This is a genomic window from Shinella sp. NM-101, from assembly GCF_021401195.1.
Lineage (GTDB): Bacteria > Pseudomonadota > Alphaproteobacteria > Rhizobiales > Rhizobiaceae > Shinella.
In genome coordinates, this window is the sequence record NZ_JACBFT010000006.1 from 1 (window position 1) to 16363 (window position 16363).

The 16363-nt window shown below is 68.7% G+C and carries 10 protein-coding genes; 7 read left to right on the forward strand and 3 right to left on the reverse strand.

The features are described 5' to 3' along the window. Positions 1–184: 184 nt before the first annotated feature. Positions 185–847, reverse strand: coding sequence for a GntR family transcriptional regulator (locus L0976_RS13055; RefSeq protein ID WP_234187749.1), 663 nt, complete (start codon positions 845–847; stop codon positions 185–187). Between the two features lie 237 nt (positions 848–1084). Between L0976_RS13055 and L0976_RS13060 the strand changes: the two genes are divergently transcribed. Genes L0976_RS13060 through L0976_RS28780 form a run of 6 tightly spaced genes read left to right on the forward strand, consistent with a single transcriptional unit; the run spans position 1085 to position 7474 of the window. Continuing rightward, positions 1085–1852, forward strand: coding sequence for a LamB/YcsF family protein (locus tag L0976_RS13060; protein WP_234187751.1), 768 nt, complete (start codon positions 1085–1087; stop codon positions 1850–1852). Positions 1853–1859: 7 nt separating this feature from the next. Then, entirely contained in the window at positions 1860–3449 is a 1590-nt protein-coding gene (locus L0976_RS13065) for a 5-oxoprolinase/urea amidolyase family protein (RefSeq protein ID WP_234187753.1), read from the forward strand. 9 nt (positions 3450–3458) lie between these two features. Beyond that, positions 3459–5204 carry a biotin carboxylase N-terminal domain-containing protein gene (locus tag L0976_RS13070; RefSeq protein WP_234187755.1) on the forward strand — a complete coding sequence of 582 codons (1746 nt, stop codon included), beginning with the start codon at positions 3459–3461 and terminating at the stop codon, positions 5202–5204. 54 nt (positions 5205–5258) lie between these two features. After that, positions 5259–6371 carry an agmatine deiminase gene (aguA, locus tag L0976_RS13075; protein WP_234187757.1) on the forward strand — a complete coding sequence of 371 codons (1113 nt, stop codon included), beginning with the start codon at positions 5259–5261 and terminating at the stop codon, positions 6369–6371. A gap of 12 nt (positions 6372–6383) precedes the next feature. Further along, positions 6384–7334: an extracellular solute-binding protein gene (locus L0976_RS13080; protein ID WP_370643652.1), complete on the forward strand. Its 951-nt coding sequence runs from the start codon at positions 6384–6386 to the stop codon at positions 7332–7334. Further along, positions 7334–7474 (forward strand): hypothetical protein, encoded by a 141-nt coding sequence (locus tag L0976_RS28780; protein ID WP_370643653.1) that lies wholly within the window; start codon positions 7334–7336, stop codon positions 7472–7474. Before L0976_RS13080 ends, L0976_RS28780 begins: the two co-directional genes overlap by 1 nt. A 213-nt stretch (positions 7475–7687) precedes the next feature. On the opposite strand, the gene L0976_RS13085 is transcribed toward L0976_RS28780, so the two are convergent. Continuing rightward, positions 7688–8449 (reverse strand): response regulator transcription factor, encoded by a 762-nt coding sequence (locus L0976_RS13085; protein WP_234187759.1) that lies wholly within the window; start codon positions 8447–8449, stop codon positions 7688–7690. 74 nt (positions 8450–8523) lie between these two features. On the opposite strand from L0976_RS13085, the gene aguB reads away from it, so the two are divergent. Continuing rightward, the gene (gene aguB / locus L0976_RS13090; RefSeq protein ID WP_234187761.1) at positions 8524–9402 is read left to right on the forward strand and encodes an N-carbamoylputrescine amidase; all 879 of its coding nucleotides are present in this window, start codon (positions 8524–8526) and stop codon (positions 9400–9402) included. A gap of 3 nt (positions 9403–9405) precedes the next feature. Here aguB and L0976_RS13095 read toward each other — a convergent pair whose 3' ends face one another. Continuing rightward, positions 9406–16200 (reverse strand): S-layer family protein, encoded by a 6795-nt coding sequence (locus L0976_RS13095; protein ID WP_234187763.1) that lies wholly within the window; start codon positions 16198–16200, stop codon positions 9406–9408. Positions 16201–16363 lie beyond the last annotated feature (163 nt).

Below are 16363 nucleotides of genomic sequence, written 5' to 3' on the forward strand. Positions count from 1 at the left end.
AACGGCGGATGATGACCCGAGCTCTCCCACGGGCTTGCAAGCCCAAAGGTCATGCGGTCTCTCATCCGCCACCGCGACACGCACTACAGCGCCAAACGCGGGCCAAGGGAAGTTACAAAGGTGATGGGGCGCCGCCGCATTCCATAGGCGATAGCCGTGGGATGTAAGGGAGGGCCGCCGCCGCTCACGCGTGCTCGGAGGCCCGTTCCAGCGCCTTCAGCATGGTGCGCTCGGCAAGGTTCAGATAGGTCTCCATCTGCGCCGCCGCCTCGTGCGGCCGGTTCTCCTCGAGAAGCGTCACGATGGCGTCGTTCATGTCGACGAAGGGCGCGTGCAGGTGCTCGGGGTCCTTGAGCAGCCCGAAGCAGAGGCGCAGCTCCGCCGCGATGCGCTCGTAGAACTCGTTGAGCCGCACGCTGTCGGAAAGGTCGATGACGGCCGCATGGAACCGCATGTTGGCGTTGGCGACGCCGATCCAGTCGCGCTTGTCGCGCTCGCGTTTCGCCGCGCCGACGGCTTCGCGCATCGCCTTGATCGCCGGATGCCGCTGCCAGGCCTGCCGGAGCGCGCCGCATTCCAGCATGCGCCGTACGCGATAGATATCGATGATCGAGGCCATGCTGGGCACGGTGACGAAGACACCGCGATTGGCCTCGTGGTGGAGCAGCCCATCCTTGGTGAGCAGGCGGAAAGCCTCGCGCAGCGAGTTGCGGGATACGTCGAACCTGTCACTGAAGGCGGCTTCCGAGAGGCGCTGGCCGGGCGAAAGCTCGCCCGAGATCAGCAGCGCGCGAATGCGCCGCGCCAGGCGGTCTGCAAGCGGCAGGCCCTCTCCATCCTCGGTCATTGCGTTCCCTCGCTCCGGCTCATGGCCGGACATGCCCTGTTCTCTACGGGTGGCCTTAGCACGAATGGGGGAGGGCAGGGACGAAAATCGCCGCCAGTCCTTTGCTATCAGATGGATAAAAAGGCCGATACACGGAACGATATGGAATTATTGTTGAACAATATTGACATTCTTGTACGACGGAGCATGCTCGTCCGGACGCAACCGCGGGCGCGACCAGCGAAAGGAAACACGATCATGGCTGCTATCGATCTCAACAGCGATCTCGGCGAAAGCTACGGTGCCTGGCGCATGGGCGACGATGCGGCGATGCTCGCCGTCGTCTCCTCCGCCAACATCGCCTGCGGCTTCCACGCGGGCGACCCGGCGGGCATCTACAGGACGGTGCGGGCGGCGGCGAAGAACGGCGTTGTCGTCGGTGCCCATGTCTCCTACCCGGACCGCGTCGGCTTCGGCCGCCGCGATCTCGATGCCACGCCCGAAGAGCTGATCGCCGACGTGATCTACCAGATCGGCGCGATCAAGGGCGTCGCCGCCGCGGCCGGCACCACCGTGCGCTACGTCAAGCCGCACGGCGCGCTCTACAACCGCATCGCCTATGATGCGAAGCAGGGGCAGGCGGTGATCGACGGCATCAAGGCCGTGGATTCCTCGCTCATCCTGATGGGCCTTGCCAATGCGCCGATCCTCGATCTCGCCCGCCGGTCCGGCCTTGCCGTCGTTGCGGAAGCCTTCGCCGACCGCGCCTATACGCCGAAGGGCGAGCTGGTCTCGCGCCGCGAGGCCGGCGCCGTGCTGCACGACGAAAAGACGATAGCCGACCGCATGGTGCAGCTTGCCCGCGAGGGTACGCTGGAGGCCATCGACGGCAGCACGATCCGCGTCGAGGCGCAGTCGATCTGCGTGCATGGCGACAGCCCGGGCGCCGTCGCCATCGCGCAGGAAATCCGCCGCCGCTTCGAAGCGGAGGGCATTACCATCCGCTCCTTCGCCGGCGTGGCGTGAGGGCGCGATGCGCTTCCTACCCGTCAGCCTGACCACCATCCTCGTCGAGCTCGCCGATCTCGACGAGACGCTTGCGCTCTTCGCCTCGCTGCAGGCGGACCCGGTCGACGGCATCGAGGAGATGGTGCCGGCGGCGCGCACGCTGATGATCCGCTTCCGCCCGGAAAAGGTGACGGCGGCCGAGCTTGCCGCGCGGATCGCCACCCGCGACCTCTCGGCGAAGATCGCGCCCTCCGAGCATCTGGTGGAAATCCCGGTGCGCTATGACGGCGAGGACCTCGCCGACGTCGCGGAACTGACGGGCCTCAGCGTGGAGGAAGTCGTCCGCCGCCACACGGAGAGCGAATTCACCGTTGCCTTCTGCGGCTTCGCGCCGGGCTTCGGCTATCTCGTGGGCGGCGATCCGGCGCTGCATGTGCCGCGCCGCAAGAGCCCGCGCACCCGCATCCCGGCCGGCTCCGTCGCGCTTGCCGGCGCCTTCAGCGGCGTCTACCCGCAGGCAAGCCCCGGCGGCTGGCAGATCATCGGCACGACGCCCGTCAGGATGTGGGACATCGACCGCGATCCCGGCGCGCTGTTCCAGCCGGGCTACCGCGTCCGCTTCTTCGACATGGAGCAGCCGGGCAGGACCGTCAGCATCCCGCAAGCCGCGCCCCGCAAGGAACGCGCCGTCGCGCCGCAAGCGCCGCAGTTCAAGGTGCTCGCCGCGCCGATGCCGGCCGTCTTCCAGGACCTCGGCCGCTTCGGCCAGACGGGGCAGGGCGTTTCCGCCTCCGGCGCGCTCGACCGCGCCGCCTTCAATGCGGCGAACCGCATCGTCGGCAACCCGGCCAACACGCCGGTCCTCGAACTCACCCTCGGCGGCTTCTCCTTCGCGTGCAATGCCCGAACGGTGATCGGCCTTGCCGGCGCCACCTCGGCGGTGACGGTCCGCGATGCCGCCGGCCGCAGCCGGGATTTTTCGACCTACGAGCCGGTCTCGCTGGAGCCCGGCGACGTCGTGACCATCGGCCAGCCGAAGAAGGGCATGCGCGCCTATCTCGCCGTGCGCGGCGGCTTCGATGTCGCGCCGACGCTCGGCAGCGCGGCGACCGATACGCTCGCCGTCGTCGGCCCCGAGCCGGTGACGGCCGGGACCGTGCTGGCGCTCAGGGGCGGGGAGGGGCTTGCGAGCGTTTCCCTCGACGAGGCCCCGGCCTTCGACCTGCCGTCGGCGGGCGATGTCGTGACGCTCGATGTGGTGCTCGGGCCCCGCACGGACTGGTTCACGCAAAAGGGCATCGAGACGCTGACGGGCCAGCTCTGGCAGGTCACGCCGCAATCGAGCCGCGTCGGCATCCGCCTTGCCGGCGAGGTGCCGCTGGAGCGCAGGGACAGCGCCGAGTTGCCGAGCGAGGGCACGGCGACGGGGGCGATCCAGGTGCCGCACAGCGGCCAGCCGGTGCTCTTCCTCGCCGACCATCCGCTGACCGGCGGCTATCCCGTCATCGGCGCGGTCGCCGAATACCATCTGGACCTTGCCGGCCAGATTCCCATCAACGCCAAGATCCGTTTCCGCCCGATCGGCCCCTTCGCCGAAATCGCCGCGACCCGATAGGAGAGTGCCATGAAGAAAGTGCTGATCGCCAATCGCGGCGAGATCGCCGTGCGCATCCTGCGCGCCTGCCGCGACCACGGCCTCCAGTCGGTCGCCGTCTATGCCGACCCGGATGCCGACGCGCTCTTCGTGCGCCTTGCCGACGAGGCCTACGGCCTCGATGGCGTGCGCCCGGCCGAGACCTATCTCGACATCGACAAGCTGATCGCCATCGCCAGGCGCTCCGGCGCGGATGCCGTGCATCCCGGCTATGGCTTCCTCTCCGAGCGGGCGGAATTCGCCAAGGCCGTGCAGGATGCAGGCCTCATCTGGATCGGCCCCGATCCGCAGGTGATCGAGGCGCTGGGCGACAAGGTCGAGGCGCGGCGCATCGCCACCAGCGTCGGCGCGCCGCTCGTCGCGGGCAGCGACGGCCCCGTCTCGTCGGCGGCCGAGGTCATCGCCTTTGCCGAAAAGCATGGCCTGCCGGTCGCCATCAAGGCGGCGCATGGCGGCGGCGGGCGCGGCATCAAGGTGGCCTGGAAGATGGAGGAGGTCGCCGACCTCTACGAATCCGCCGTGCGCGAGGCGACCGCCGCCTTCGGCCGCGGCGAATGTTTCCTCGAACGCTTCCTCGACCGGCCGCGCCATATCGAGGCGCAGGTGATCGCCGACAGGCACGGCAATGTGCTGGTTTTAGGCACCCGCGACTGCTCAGCGCAGCGCCGCAACCAGAAGCTCATCGAGGAGGCGCCCGCGCCCTTCCTGACGCCGGAACAGCGCGCGCGCATCCATGCCGCCGCCAGGGCGATCTGTGCCGCTGCCGGCTATTCCGGTGCCGGCACGGTGGAATTCCTGCTCGGCGCCGACGGCACCATCTCGTTCCTGGAGGTGAACACGCGCCTCCAGGTCGAGCACCCGGTCACCGAGGAGACGACGGGCATCGACCTCGTCATCGAGCAGTTCCGCATCGCCGAGGGCAAGCCGCTCGCCGTCACCGAGACGCCGGAGCCGCGCGGCCATTCCATTGAGTTCCGCATCAATGCCGAGGACCCCGGTCGCGGCTTCCTGCCGACGCCGGGCGCGATCACCGCCTTCGATCCGCCGTCCGGTCCGGGCGTCCGCCTCGACAGCGGCGTCGTCACCGGCTCGACGATCCCCGGCGTCTTCGATTCGCTGATGGCCAAGCTCATCGTGACAGGTGCGACGCGCGAGGAAGCGCTGCGCCGCGCCCGCCGGGCGCTCCGTGAATTCCGCATCGAAGGCGTCGCGACCGTGCTGCCCTTCCACCGCGCGGCCATCGACACCGAGGACTTCATCGGGACGGACGGCTTCAAGGTCCATACCCGCTGGATCGAGACCGACTTCGCCGCCATGCCGGAGGCCGCGATGCGGCCGGAGCCCGTCGCCGATCCGTCGCTGGTCCGCACCCATCTCGAAATCGACGGCAGGCGCGTCTCGCTGGCGCTGCCGAGCCTGCTTCTCGCCGGCCTCGGCGCGGCGGGGCAGGGCGTTGCCGCGACCGGCGCGGCCGGTAGCAAGCCGGCGGAAGACGGCATCGCCGCCCCGGTCTCCGGCACGTTGCAGGCCTTCAAGGTCGCCGATGGCGCGACGGTCGCCGAAGGCGATCTGGTCGCGGTGATGGAGGCGATGAAGATGGAGACGCAGGTCCTTGCCCCCAAGGCCGGCCGCCTGCGCCTGCGCGCCAGGGACGGCGATTATCTCCAGGCCGGCGACGTGCTGGCGGTCTTCGAGGTATCCCAAATGGGACATTGACCCGAAAGGGCCGCGTTTGCCTTAATCCCCCCGACATTTCGCGACGGGGGAACCATGGTACGCACGCTTGCAAGCACGCCGAAGGCCGACGGCTTTCGCGCACCGGGGGAATTCGAGCCGAAGGCCGGCTGCTGGTTGATCTGGCCGGAGCGGCCGGACACCTGGCGGCTCGGCGCAAAGCCCGCCCAGAAGCTCTTCGCCAGGGTGGCGGCGGCGATCGCCGAGAGCGAGCCGGTCACCATCGCCGTCTCTTCCCGCCAGTGGCTCAACGCCCGCGCCATGCTGCCGGAAAGCGTGCGGCTCATCGAAATGACGACGGACGATTCCTGGCTGCGCGACAGCGGCCCGAACTTCGTCGTCAACGACCATGGCGAGGTCCGCGGCGTCGACTGGACCTTCAACGCCTATGGCGGCAATGACGGCGGCCTCTATTCGCCCTGGAACCTCGACGATCTCGTCGCCCGCAAGGTGCTGGAGACCGAGGGCATGGCCCGCTACCGCTCGCCGCTGATCGCCGAGGGCGGCGGCCTGCAATGCGACGGCGAGGGCACGCTGATCACCACGGAACAGTGCCTCCTCAACCGCAACCGCAACGGCCATCTCGGCAAGGCGGCGGTGGAGCAGCAGCTCTGCGACTATCTCGGGCTGGAGCACGTCATCTGGCTGCCGCGCGGCTTCTGCTTCGACGAGACGGACGGCCATATCGACGACGTCTGCTGCTTCGTGCGGCCGGGCGTGGTGGCGCTGAGCTGGACCGAGGACCGCGACGATCCGCAATACGAGATCGTGCGCGAGGTGGAGGAGGTACTGCGCTCGGCCCGCGATGCGCGCGGCCGTTCGCTCGAACTGCACCGCATCCACCATCCCCGCCCCATCGAGATGACGGCGGAGGAGGCGGCGGGTGTCGACCAGGTCGACAGCACCTGGGCGCGCCCGGCCGGCAACCGCATCGCCGCCACCTATATCAACTACTATCCCGGCAATTCCGTCGTCGTCGTGCCGCAGTTCGACGACGAAAAACTGGACCGTGCCGCGAAAGCCAAGCTCGCCGAGCTCTTCCCTGATCATCGCATCGTCGGCATCGACAATTCCCGCGAAATCCTGCTCGGCGGCGGCAATGTCGCCTGCATCACCCTGCCGGTCTATGCCGGCCAGACGAAAGCCTGACGGAGAAAAGCCATGCGCAGAACGCTCGTCTCGATCCTCGCCCTTCTCGCCGCTTCGGGCGGCGCGTGGGCGCAGGAGGAAAAGGTCGTCAACGTCTACAACTGGTCGGACTATATCGCGCCCGACACGGCGGAGAAATTCGAGAAGGAGACCGGCATCCGCGTCGTCTACGACGTCTATGACGGCAACGAGGTGCTGGAAACCAAGATGCTGACGGGCGGCTCGGGCTACGACGTCGTCTATCCTTCCGCCTATCCCTTCCTCAAGAACCAGGTGAAGGCCGGCGCCTTCCAGCCGCTCGACAAGGCGAAGCTTTCCAATATCGGCAGGCTCGATCCGCAGGCGCTGTCGCTGATCAGGGGCGCGGACCCGGACAATGCCTATGCCGTGCCCTACATGGCCGTCACCGACGGCGTCGGCTACAATATCGAGGCGGTCAAGCAGCGCATGGGTGACGCGCCGGTCGATTCGCTCGCCATGGTCTTCGACCCCGCCGTCGCGGAAAAATTCGCCGATTGCGGCGTGGCGATGATCGACGCGCCGGCCGAGATCATCCCCATGGCGATGAACTATCTCGGCATCGACCCGCATTCGACCAGCCCGGACGATATCGCCAAGGTCGAGGACCTGCTGCTGAAGGTGCGCCCGCACATCCGCTATTTCCATTCCTCGCGCTATATCAACGACCTCGCCAATGGCGACATCTGCGTCATGCTCGGCTGGTCGGGCGATATCCTGCAGGCCAAGGCCCGGGCGGCCGAAAGCGAGAAGAAGCTGGAGATCGCCTATTCCATCCCCAAGGAGGGCACGCTGATCAACTTCGACACCATGGCCGTGCCGAAGGATGCGCCGCATCCGGAAAACGCGCTCGCCTGGATCGACTTCAACATGCACCCGGACATCCGGCGGCCAATTCCAGCTACGTCTCCTATGCCAACCCGATCCCGGAATCGCTGCCGCTGATGGACCAGGCGGTGGCGAAGGACCCCGGCGTCTTCCCGCCGGATGACGTGAAGGCCAAGCTCTTCGTGGTGGAATCGAGCGATGCGAAGCTGCTGCGCCTGCAGAACCGCATGTGGACGCGCATCGTCTCCGGGCAATAGGTTTGCCCGTATCTCATTTTACGGAAGGGCCGTCGCATATGGAAGGAAACCGTTGCCTCATTCCCCTTCTCCCCTGCGGGGAGAAGGTGCCGGCAGGCGGATGAGGGGGATGCCGAAGGCAAAAAGATAAGTCTTTCGGTGCCGCGCCCCCTCATCCGACCCTTCGGGCCACCTTCTCCCCGAGGGGAGAAGGGAAGAAAGGCAACGGCGCATTCAAGCAGCCGGATGAGGGGCCGTCCCGGCCTCGCGCACGGCGGCCATCAGCTCGACCTGGGAGTGAAGGCCGAGCTTTCGGTAGACGGTCTTGATGTGGTTGCGCACGGTGCCGGGGGCGATGGCAAGGTCGCGCGAGATCGTCTTGGCGCAGCCGCCGTCGATGAGGAGGAGGGCGATCTGGCGCTCGCGCGGGCTGAGGCCGGCAAGCGACAGGCGGTTTTCGCCGGGCGGGCGCCATTGCCGCCAGAGCCGTTCGAGCACGAGGCGGGTTGCGTCGGCCGTCGCCTCGGCGACCGCGAGGTCCTCGGTGCCGAAGGGGCGGGCGCCGCGGCGGCGGAGATACGTGACGAAGCCGGCGGCGTTGCGGTCGAAGTTGAAGACGCCGGTGATCTCGTCGAAGCTGCCGGAGGGCTCGTAGAAGTCGCGGTAATAGGCGCTGGTGTGGAAATCGCCCTTGTCGAGCGCGGAGAGCGGCAGCAGGAAATCCTGCCGCGTGCCGGCGAAGAGGCGGAAGAACGGGTCCTGCCGGTACTTGCGGGTATCGTAGTTGCGGTTCCAGTGGTCGGGATCGCGCTCGTAGATAGTGATCGAGGCGCTGTCGCGCAGGTAGAGACCGATATAGACTTGGTCGGAGGCGACGAGATGGCGCGCGCCGGCCGTGAAATGGGCCGAGATCTCCTCGGGCAAGGTGGCGCTGACCGCAGCGGTGATGCCGCTGCTCCAGTGCCGGAGCTGCTCGAAGGTGAGGTCGGGTCGCATGGGGACAGGATAGACGGGGCGGCCGGGAATTCAAGCCGGACGGTCCCTGAGGTTCAGAACAGGGAGCACAGAGAATGCGCAATGTCACGGTGGCCGCCACGCAGATGGCCTGCATCTGGGACGAGAAGGCCAATATCGAGCGGGCCGAAGGGCTCGTCCGGCAGGCGAAGGAGAAGGGAGCGGACCTGGTGCTGATCCAGGAACTCTTCGCCGCACCCTATTTCTGCCAGGACCAGATCCACGAATTCTTCGCGCTTGCCCATCCCTTCGAGGGCAATCCGCTGATCGCACATTTTTCCAAGCTCGCCGCCGAGCTCGGCGTCGTGCTGCCGCTCAGCTATTTCGAACGCGCCGGCCAGTCCTGCTTCAACAGCGTCGCGGTGATCGACGCGGACGGCCGGGTGCTCGGCAACTACCGCAAGAGCCACCTGCCGGACGGGCCGGGCTATATGGAGAAGTTCTATTTCTCCCCCGGCGATACCGGCTTCAAGGTGTGGGACACGCGCGCGGGCCGCATCGGCGTCGGCATCTGCTGGGACCAGTGGTTCCCGGAGGCCGCGCGCTCCATGGCGTTGCAGGGCGCGGAAATCCTGCTCTATCCGACCGCCATCGGCTCCGAGCCGCACGATGCGAGCCTCGATTCCAGCGCGCACTGGCAGCGGGTGATGCAGGGCCATGCCGGGGCAAACCTCATGCCGCTCGTCGCCTCCAACCGCATCGGCACGGAAGAGGGGCGCAGCGGCACGAGCATCACCTTCTACGGCTCGTCCTTCATCGCCGATCCCACCGGCGCCAAGGTGGCCGAGGCCGACCGGACGACGGAGACGGTGCTGACCGCCACCTTCGACCTCGACGCCATCGCCCACCAGCGCCGCTCCTGGGGCGTCTTCCGCGACCGCCGCCCGGACCTCTACGGCCGCCTTGCGACGCTCGACGGCCGCCTGCCGGCCTGACGCTCAGATCTCGAGATAGGACGAGATGATCGCCGCGATCTCGTTCTGCGGATCGGAGGCGGACTGAGGCGTCTGCGCCGGGCTTTCCGTGCTTGAGGTCGACGTTGTCTCGGTTCCCGATGCGGAGAAGCTCGATGCGCCGGGACCGCGGGGCAGCGCGTCGACCTGTGCCTGTGTCATCGCGGCGAGCTGGCCGGGCGTGAAGGCGTTCGCCTGCTCGTTGGTCAGGCCGGCGAGTGCCGCCGTGCTCAGCCCGGCGATCGCGCTCGTGCTGAGGGCGAGGATGTGCTCGACCGAGAAGGTGCCGAGGTCGTCGGCGCCGAGGCCTGCCGCCTGCGTCGCCGTCATCGCGCCGACCTGCGCGGTCGAAAGCGTTGCCACCTGCGACGTGCTCATGGCGTTCACCTGGCTGTAGGTAAGCGCGGCGATCTGGCCCGTCGTCAGGGCCGCGATGCTGTTCGACGAGAGCGCGCCGATGACGGCCGGCGAAAGACCCTTGATCGCGCCGGGGCTCATGGCCGCAAGCTCCTCGGTCGAGATCGCCTGCATCTGGCCCGGTGTCAGGCCGGCGGTGCCGGGCGTGCCCAGCGCGGCGATCTGCGCCATCGAGAGAGCGTCGATCTGCCCGGTCGAGAGCGCCGCGACCTGGGCGCTGCCGAGGCCGGAAATGGCACCCGTGCTCAAGGCGGCGATCTCGGCCTCCGACAGGCTGGCCAGATAGCCGGGCGACAGGCCCTTGATGGCGCCAGAGCTGATTGCCGCGAGCTTGGACGTCGAGAACGTGTCGAGCGCTTCGCTCGAAAGGCCGCCGAGCGCCGCGGATGTCAGCGCCGCGATCTGGCTGGCCGACAGGGCCTCGGCCTGCTCGAAGGTGAGGCCGGCGGCCTGCGTGCCGGTGAGGCCGGCGATGCCGTCCGCGCTGAGGGCCGCGATCTGGCCGGGCGTCAGCGCGGCAATGTCCCCGACGGTGAGCGCGGCCACCTGCCTGGAGGCGAGTGCATGGATCTGGGCCGTGGAAAGCGCTGCCGTCTGGCTCGGGCTGAGCGCACCGATCTGGCCCGTCGTCATGCCGCCGATCCCGGCGGGGCTGAGGGCCTCGATCTGTTCCGGCGTGAAGCCGGCAAGGATGGATGTGGAAAGGCCGGCGATGGCCGCCGAGCCGATCGCCGCGATCTCCCCTGTGGTGAACAGGGCGATGTCGCTCGCGTCGAAGGCGGCGATCTGGCGCGAGGTGAGGGCACCTATCTGCGTGGCGGTGAGCGCCTCGACCTGCTCGGCATTCAGCGCGACGATCTGGTCGCTCGTCAGGCCGGAGACACCGGCCGTGCTGAGGGCGGCGATCTGCGCGGTCGTCAGCGACGCGATCATGCCCGTCGACAGGCCGAGGATGGCCCGCGAGCCGATGGCGGCGATGTCGGCGGTCGAGAACAGGGCAAGGTCGTCGGCGCCGAACGCGGCGATCTGCTGCGAGGTCAGCGCGCCGACCTGGGTGTTGGTCAGCGCTTCGGCGTGGGCGGTCGAGAGCGCGGCGATCTGCTGGGTGCTGAGCGCGGCGATGCCGGCGGTGCTGAGCGCGGCGATCTGGTCCGGCGACAGTGCGGCGATGCCGGCGGTGCCGAGGGCAGGCACCTGCGCTGAGCCGAGCGCTGCCATCTGGAGGCTGGTGAGGGCTTCCAGCTGGCTGTTGCCGAAGGCGCCTATCTGCACGCTCGTCAGGCCGGCTGCATTGATGGCGGCGACCTGGGCCGGCGTGAGGGCGGCGATCGCCGCCGTCGGCAGGCCCGCGACGGCACGGGAGGTGATCGCGGCGATCTCGCCGGGCGTGAAGGTTTCGAGGTTCGTTGCGCTGAAGGCGGCGATCTGCGTCGCGGTGAGGGCGGCGATCTGCGTGCTCGTCAGCGCCTCGGCCTGGGCCTGCGAAAGGGCTCCGATCTGTGCCGAGGTCAGCCCGGCCACGCCTGCGGAGCCAAGGGCGGCGATCTGCGTGGGCGAGAGCGTCGCAATGTCGTCCGTGCCGAGTGCGGCGACCTGCTTGGAGCCGAGGGCGGCGACCTGCGCCGTCGTCAGCGCCTCGACCTGGGCTGTCGAGAGCGCGGCGATCTGGTCGCCCGTCATGCCGGACAGCCCGGCCGGGCCGAGGGCGGCGATCTGGCTCGTCGTCAGCGAGGCGAGCATGCCCGTCGAAAGCCCCGCCATGGCGCCCGAGCTGATCGCCGCCATGTCGGCGACGGAGAAGGTGTCGAGCTTGGCCATGTCGAGCGCGGCGATCTGGCGCGAGCTGAGCGCGGCGACCTGCGTCGGGGTGAGCGCTTCGGCCTGTGCCGTGGTGAACGCGGCGATCTGCTCGGGCGTGAGGCCGGAGACCGCAGCGGTGGCGAGGGCCGCGATCTGCGCGGGCGAGAGCGTGGCGATATAGTCCGGTCCGAGATTGCCGATCTGGCGGGCGTTGAGCGCGCTGACCTGGGCCGTCGTCAGCGCGTCGAGCTGAGCGCTGGTGAGGGCGGCGATCTGGCGGCTGCCCATCCCGCCGATGGCCGCGGTGCCGAGGGCGGCGACCTGCGCCGTTGAGAGGCCTGCGATGGCCGCGGTCGAGAGGCCGGCAATGGCGTCCGAGCCGATGGCGGCGATTTCGCGCGTCGCGAAGGTGGCGATGCCGTCGGCCGGGAAGGCGGCGAGCTGCGTGGCGCTGAGCGCGCCGATCTGGCTGGTGGTGAGGGCTTCGACCTGCGCGATGCTGAGGGCGGCGATCTGCTTCGTCGTGAGCCCGCCGATGCTGCCCGCGCTGAGACCGGCGACCTGCGACGTCGAAAGGGCGGCAAGGGCATCGGTCGAAAGGCCGGGCAGCGCGCCCGCGGTGATGGCAGCCATTTCCTGCACGGAGAAGGTCGCGATGTCGTCCGGTCCGAACGCGGCAAGCTGCGTCGAGCTCAACGCGCCGATCTGTGTCCGGGTAAGGGCCTCGGCCTGGGCCGTGCTCAGCGCCTCGATCTGCTGCGTGGTCATCGCCGCGATGGCGGAGGCGCTGAGGGCGGCGACCTGCGCGGTCGACAGCGAGGCGATCGTCGCCGGCGACAGGCCGCGGATGGCGCTTGAGCTGATCATCGCGATGTCCTTCGTGGAGAAGGTGGCGATTTCAGCGGTGCCGAATTTCGCGATCTGCTCGGAATTGAGCGCGCCGACCTGCGCGCTCGTCAGGGCTTCCGCCTGGCTGGTGCTGAGCACGGAAAGCTGCTGCGAGGTGAAGCCGGAAATGCTGCCCGCGTTCAGCGCGGCGATCTGCGCCGTCGTCAGGGATGCGATCTGGACGGTGCTGAAGGCGGGGATCTGCGAGGCGGTGAGCGCAGCCATCTGCTTTGTGCCGAGCGCTGCGATCTGGTCGGTGTCGAGGGCGGCGATCTGGCTCGATGTGAGGCCGGAAACGCCGGACGCGCTGAGCGCGGCGATCTGGGCGTTGGTGAGCGCGGCGACGTCGGCGGGGTTCAGGGCCGCGATCTGGCCGGAGGAAAGCACCCCGATCTGGGCCGTCGTCAGGGCGGCGAGCTGGCTGGGGGCGAGCGCACCGATCTGGTCCGGGCGCAGCCCGCCGATCGCCGAGGAAGTGAGATAGCCCATCTGCTCGGTGGAAAGGGCCTTGATGTCGTGGTCGAGCGCCCCGGCCTGCGCCGCTGTCAGCGCCTTGAGATGGACGGCGGAAAGCTGGCTCACCTGAACCGAGCTCAACGCCTCGATCTGGCCGGTGGCGAGGCTGGCGAAGGCGCTCGTGCTGAGGGCCGCGATCTGGGTGGCGGAAAGCGAGGCGAAGATATCCGGTGCGATACCGGAGACCGCGCCCCTGGAGAGCGCCGCGATCTGCGCGGCCGAGAGCACGCGCACGTCCTGCGGCTCGAGCGCGGCGACCTGCGCGGAGGTGAGGGCGTTGATCTGCGTGGTGGAGAACGCGGCGATCTGGGCGGTCGAGAGCGCTTCGATCTGCGCGGAGGTCATGCCGGACAGCGTCGCGCGGCCGAGGGCGCTTATCTGGGCGAGGGAGAGCCCGGCGATCGCCTCGGCGCTGAGTCCTGCGACGGCCTTGCCGGTGATCGCGGCGATGTCCTGCGTCGAGAAGGTCGCAAGGTCGGCCGCGCCGAGGGCGGCAAGCTGGGCCGAGGTCAGGGACTTGACCTGCGTCGGCGACAGCGCCTCGACCTGGGCGGTGGTCAGGGCCTCGATCTGGTCGGGCGTCAGGCTGCCGACCGCGCCCGAGGAGAGGGCGGAAATATGCGCGGTCGTCAGCGAGGCGAGGAAGGCCGGCGTCATGCCGGCGACCTGCGCTGCCGACAGACCCGCGATCTGCGTGGTCGACAAGGCGGCGACCTGGGCGGACGACAGTCCGGCGAAGACGGCGCTGCCGAGGCCGGGCATGGCCTTCGCGCTGATCGCCGCCATGTCCGCCGTGGAGAAGGTCGCAATGCCCTCGGCGCTGATCGCCGTGATCTGCCGCGCGCTCATCCCGCGGATCTGGTCCGGCGTCAGCGCTTCGACCTGCTCCGTGCTGAGCAAGCCGACCTGGGTGTTGGAAAGGGCCGCGATGACGGCGGGGCTGAGGGCGGCGATCTGTTCGGGCGAGAAGGCGGCGATGGCGGATGTGGGAAGGCCCGTGATGGCCCTGCTGTTGATCGCGGCCATGTGGGCAGGCGAGAGCTGCGCGAGCGCCTCGCTGTTCATCGCGGCGATCTGCGCGGCATTCAGCGAGACGAGCTGCGCCGGCGACAGCGACTCGACCTGGTGGGCGCTCAGCGCGCGGATCTGGGTGGTCGTGAAACCGCCGAGCGCGGTGGCGCCAAGGGCGCCGATCTGCTCGTCCGAAAGCCCGGTAATGACCGCGCTGGCGAGACCGGGAACGGCCTTGGCGGTGAGCGCGGCGATGTCTGCCGTCGAGAAGGTCGCGAAGGCGTCCGCAGAAAGGACGGCGAGCTGCGCAGCGGTCATCGCCTTCACCTGCGCGGGCGTAAGGGCCTCGACCTGTTCCACGTCGAGCGCTGCGACCTGCGCGGGCTTGAGGGCGGTGATCTGGCCGGTTGTCAGGGCTGCGATCTGGCCGGTGGTGAGGGCGGCGAGCGCCTGTGTGGTCAGTCCCGGAAGCGCGCTGTTCTGGATCGCGGCGATGTCGGCGCTGGAAAAGGTCTTGAGGGTATCGGGCGCGAGCGCGCGGAGCTGCACGGCGGACAGGACCTTGACCTGGGCCGGCGTGAAGGCCTCGACCTGGGTATCGTCGAGGAGAGCGAGCTGTTCCGTCTTGAGACCTGCAATCGCGGCCGGGCCGAGCGCGGCGATCTGTATCGGCGTGAGGCCTGAAATGGCGTCGGAGGTGAGGCCTGCAATGGCGCTTGCGGAGAGGGCCGCAATGTCTGACGGCGAGAAGGTCGCGATGGCCTCGCCGTCGAGGGCCGCGGCCTGCTGGGCGGTGAACACCCGCACCTGCGCGGGCGTGAAGGCCTCGATCTGCTCGAGGCTCATGCTCTTGATCTGGACGGGCGTAAGCCCCTTCACCCCGGCGCTGCTCAGGGCCGCGATCTGGCCGGCGGAGAGGGCTTCGATGCTCTCCACGGAAAGGGCGGCGACCTGCTTGGCGTCGAGGACGGCGATCTGGGCGGGCGTGAGCGCGGCGACCTGCTCGGGCGTGAGGGCGGCGATGACGCCGACGCCCAGTCCCCTGACGGTGTTGGGAGACAGGGCGGCGACCTTGCCGGCGGGCAGTTCCGCGAGGTCGTCGGTACTGAAGGCCCCGATCTGTGCGGCGGTCATGGCGGCGATCTGCGCCGTCGTCAGCGCGGCCGTCTGTTCCGGCGTGAACGCGGCGATCTGGGCGGGTGTCATGCCCTGGATGGTCTTCACGCTGAGCGCGGCGACCTGGTCCGTCGACAGCTCGGCGATGGCAGCTGTGCCGAGCCCGGGCAGAGCCTTGCCGGAAATCGCCGCGATATCCCCGGTCGAGAAGGTGACGAGGCCCTCGGGGCTGATGGCCGCGAGCTGCTGGGCGGAGAGCACCCTGACATGCGCGGGCGACAGGGCCTCGATCTGCTCCGGTTCGAGCGCGGCGATCTGCGCTGGGGCAAGACCCGTGATGGCGCTCGTGCTGAGCGCGGCGATCTGCGCTTCGGAGAAGGCCTTGACGGCCTCGGTGCTGAGCGCGGCGATCTGTGCGGGCTTCAGCAGCGCGACCTGCGCCGTCGTCATCGCCTCGATCTGATCGGGCGTGAGGGCGCCGGACTGCGAGGCGGTGAGGCCGGCGAGGCTGAGCGGGGCCAGTGCACCGATCTGTTCGGCCGACAGCACCGCGATGGCCGCGGTGCTCAATCCCTGCACCGCCTTGTAGCTGATCGCCGCCATGTCCTGGGTCGAGAAGGTTTCGAGGTCTTCCGGATCGAGCGCGGCGAGCTGGGCGGAGCTCAGCGCCTGCACCTGCGAGGCCGTCAGCGCCTCGGCCTGGTCGGACGAGAACGTGCCGATCTGGCCGGTGGTCAGCGCGGCGATCTGGGCGGTGGTCAGGCTCTCGATCTGGCCGTCGGTATATTTGTTGAGGGCACCGATCTGGTCCAGCGACAGGCCGACGATCGCGTTCTGCGCGATGGCGCCGATCTGCCCGGAGCTGAGGATCTCGATATCCTCGACCTCCAGGGCGGCGATCTGCCTGGATGAAAAGGCGCCGATCTGGCCGGTGGAGAGGGAGGCGACGTCGTCCGTCGACCAGTCCCGGATCGTCGCATCGGAAAGCTGCCGGATCTGGCTGATGCTGAGCGAGGAAACGATCGACGTCATGAGCAAAGTCCTGGAAAAAGCAAGCGAACGAACACACAAATCATGATCTGGCAGCTTGCTCGATACAGGGATGAACTTGCCTGAACCTGTAGGTGTGTCGTCGTCCGTCGCGCCTTCTCCGGGAAATGCCCGAAGCGGCGGCGCACGGTTGCGAGAACCGGAT

What these genes read in the sequence shown, in the direction of transcription:
- L0976_RS13095 (WP_234187763.1), bottom strand. Translation starts at nt 16,200, where the DNA reads ATGACGTCGATCGTTTCCTCGCTCAGCATCAGCCAGATCCGGCAGCTT.
- L0976_RS13060 (WP_234187751.1), top strand. Translation starts at nt 1,085, where the DNA reads ATGGCTGCTATCGATCTCAACAGCGATCTCGGCGAAAGCTACGGTGCC.
- L0976_RS13065 (WP_234187753.1), top strand. Translation starts at nt 1,860, where the DNA reads ATGCGCTTCCTACCCGTCAGCCTGACCACCATCCTCGTCGAGCTCGCC.
- L0976_RS13080 (WP_370643652.1), top strand. Translation starts at nt 6,384, where the DNA reads ATGCGCAGAACGCTCGTCTCGATCCTCGCCCTTCTCGCCGCTTCGGGC.
- L0976_RS13085 (WP_234187759.1), bottom strand. Translation starts at nt 8,449, where the DNA reads ATGCGACCCGACCTCACCTTCGAGCAGCTCCGGCACTGGAGCAGCGGC.
- L0976_RS28780 (WP_370643653.1), top strand. Translation starts at nt 7,334, where the DNA reads ATGGACCAGGCGGTGGCGAAGGACCCCGGCGTCTTCCCGCCGGATGAC.
- L0976_RS13055 (WP_234187749.1), bottom strand. Translation starts at nt 847, where the DNA reads ATGACCGAGGATGGAGAGGGCCTGCCGCTTGCAGACCGCCTGGCGCGG.
- aguB (WP_234187761.1), top strand. Translation starts at nt 8,524, where the DNA reads ATGCGCAATGTCACGGTGGCCGCCACGCAGATGGCCTGCATCTGGGAC.
- L0976_RS13070 (WP_234187755.1), top strand. Translation starts at nt 3,459, where the DNA reads ATGAAGAAAGTGCTGATCGCCAATCGCGGCGAGATCGCCGTGCGCATC.
- aguA (WP_234187757.1), top strand. Translation starts at nt 5,259, where the DNA reads ATGGTACGCACGCTTGCAAGCACGCCGAAGGCCGACGGCTTTCGCGCA.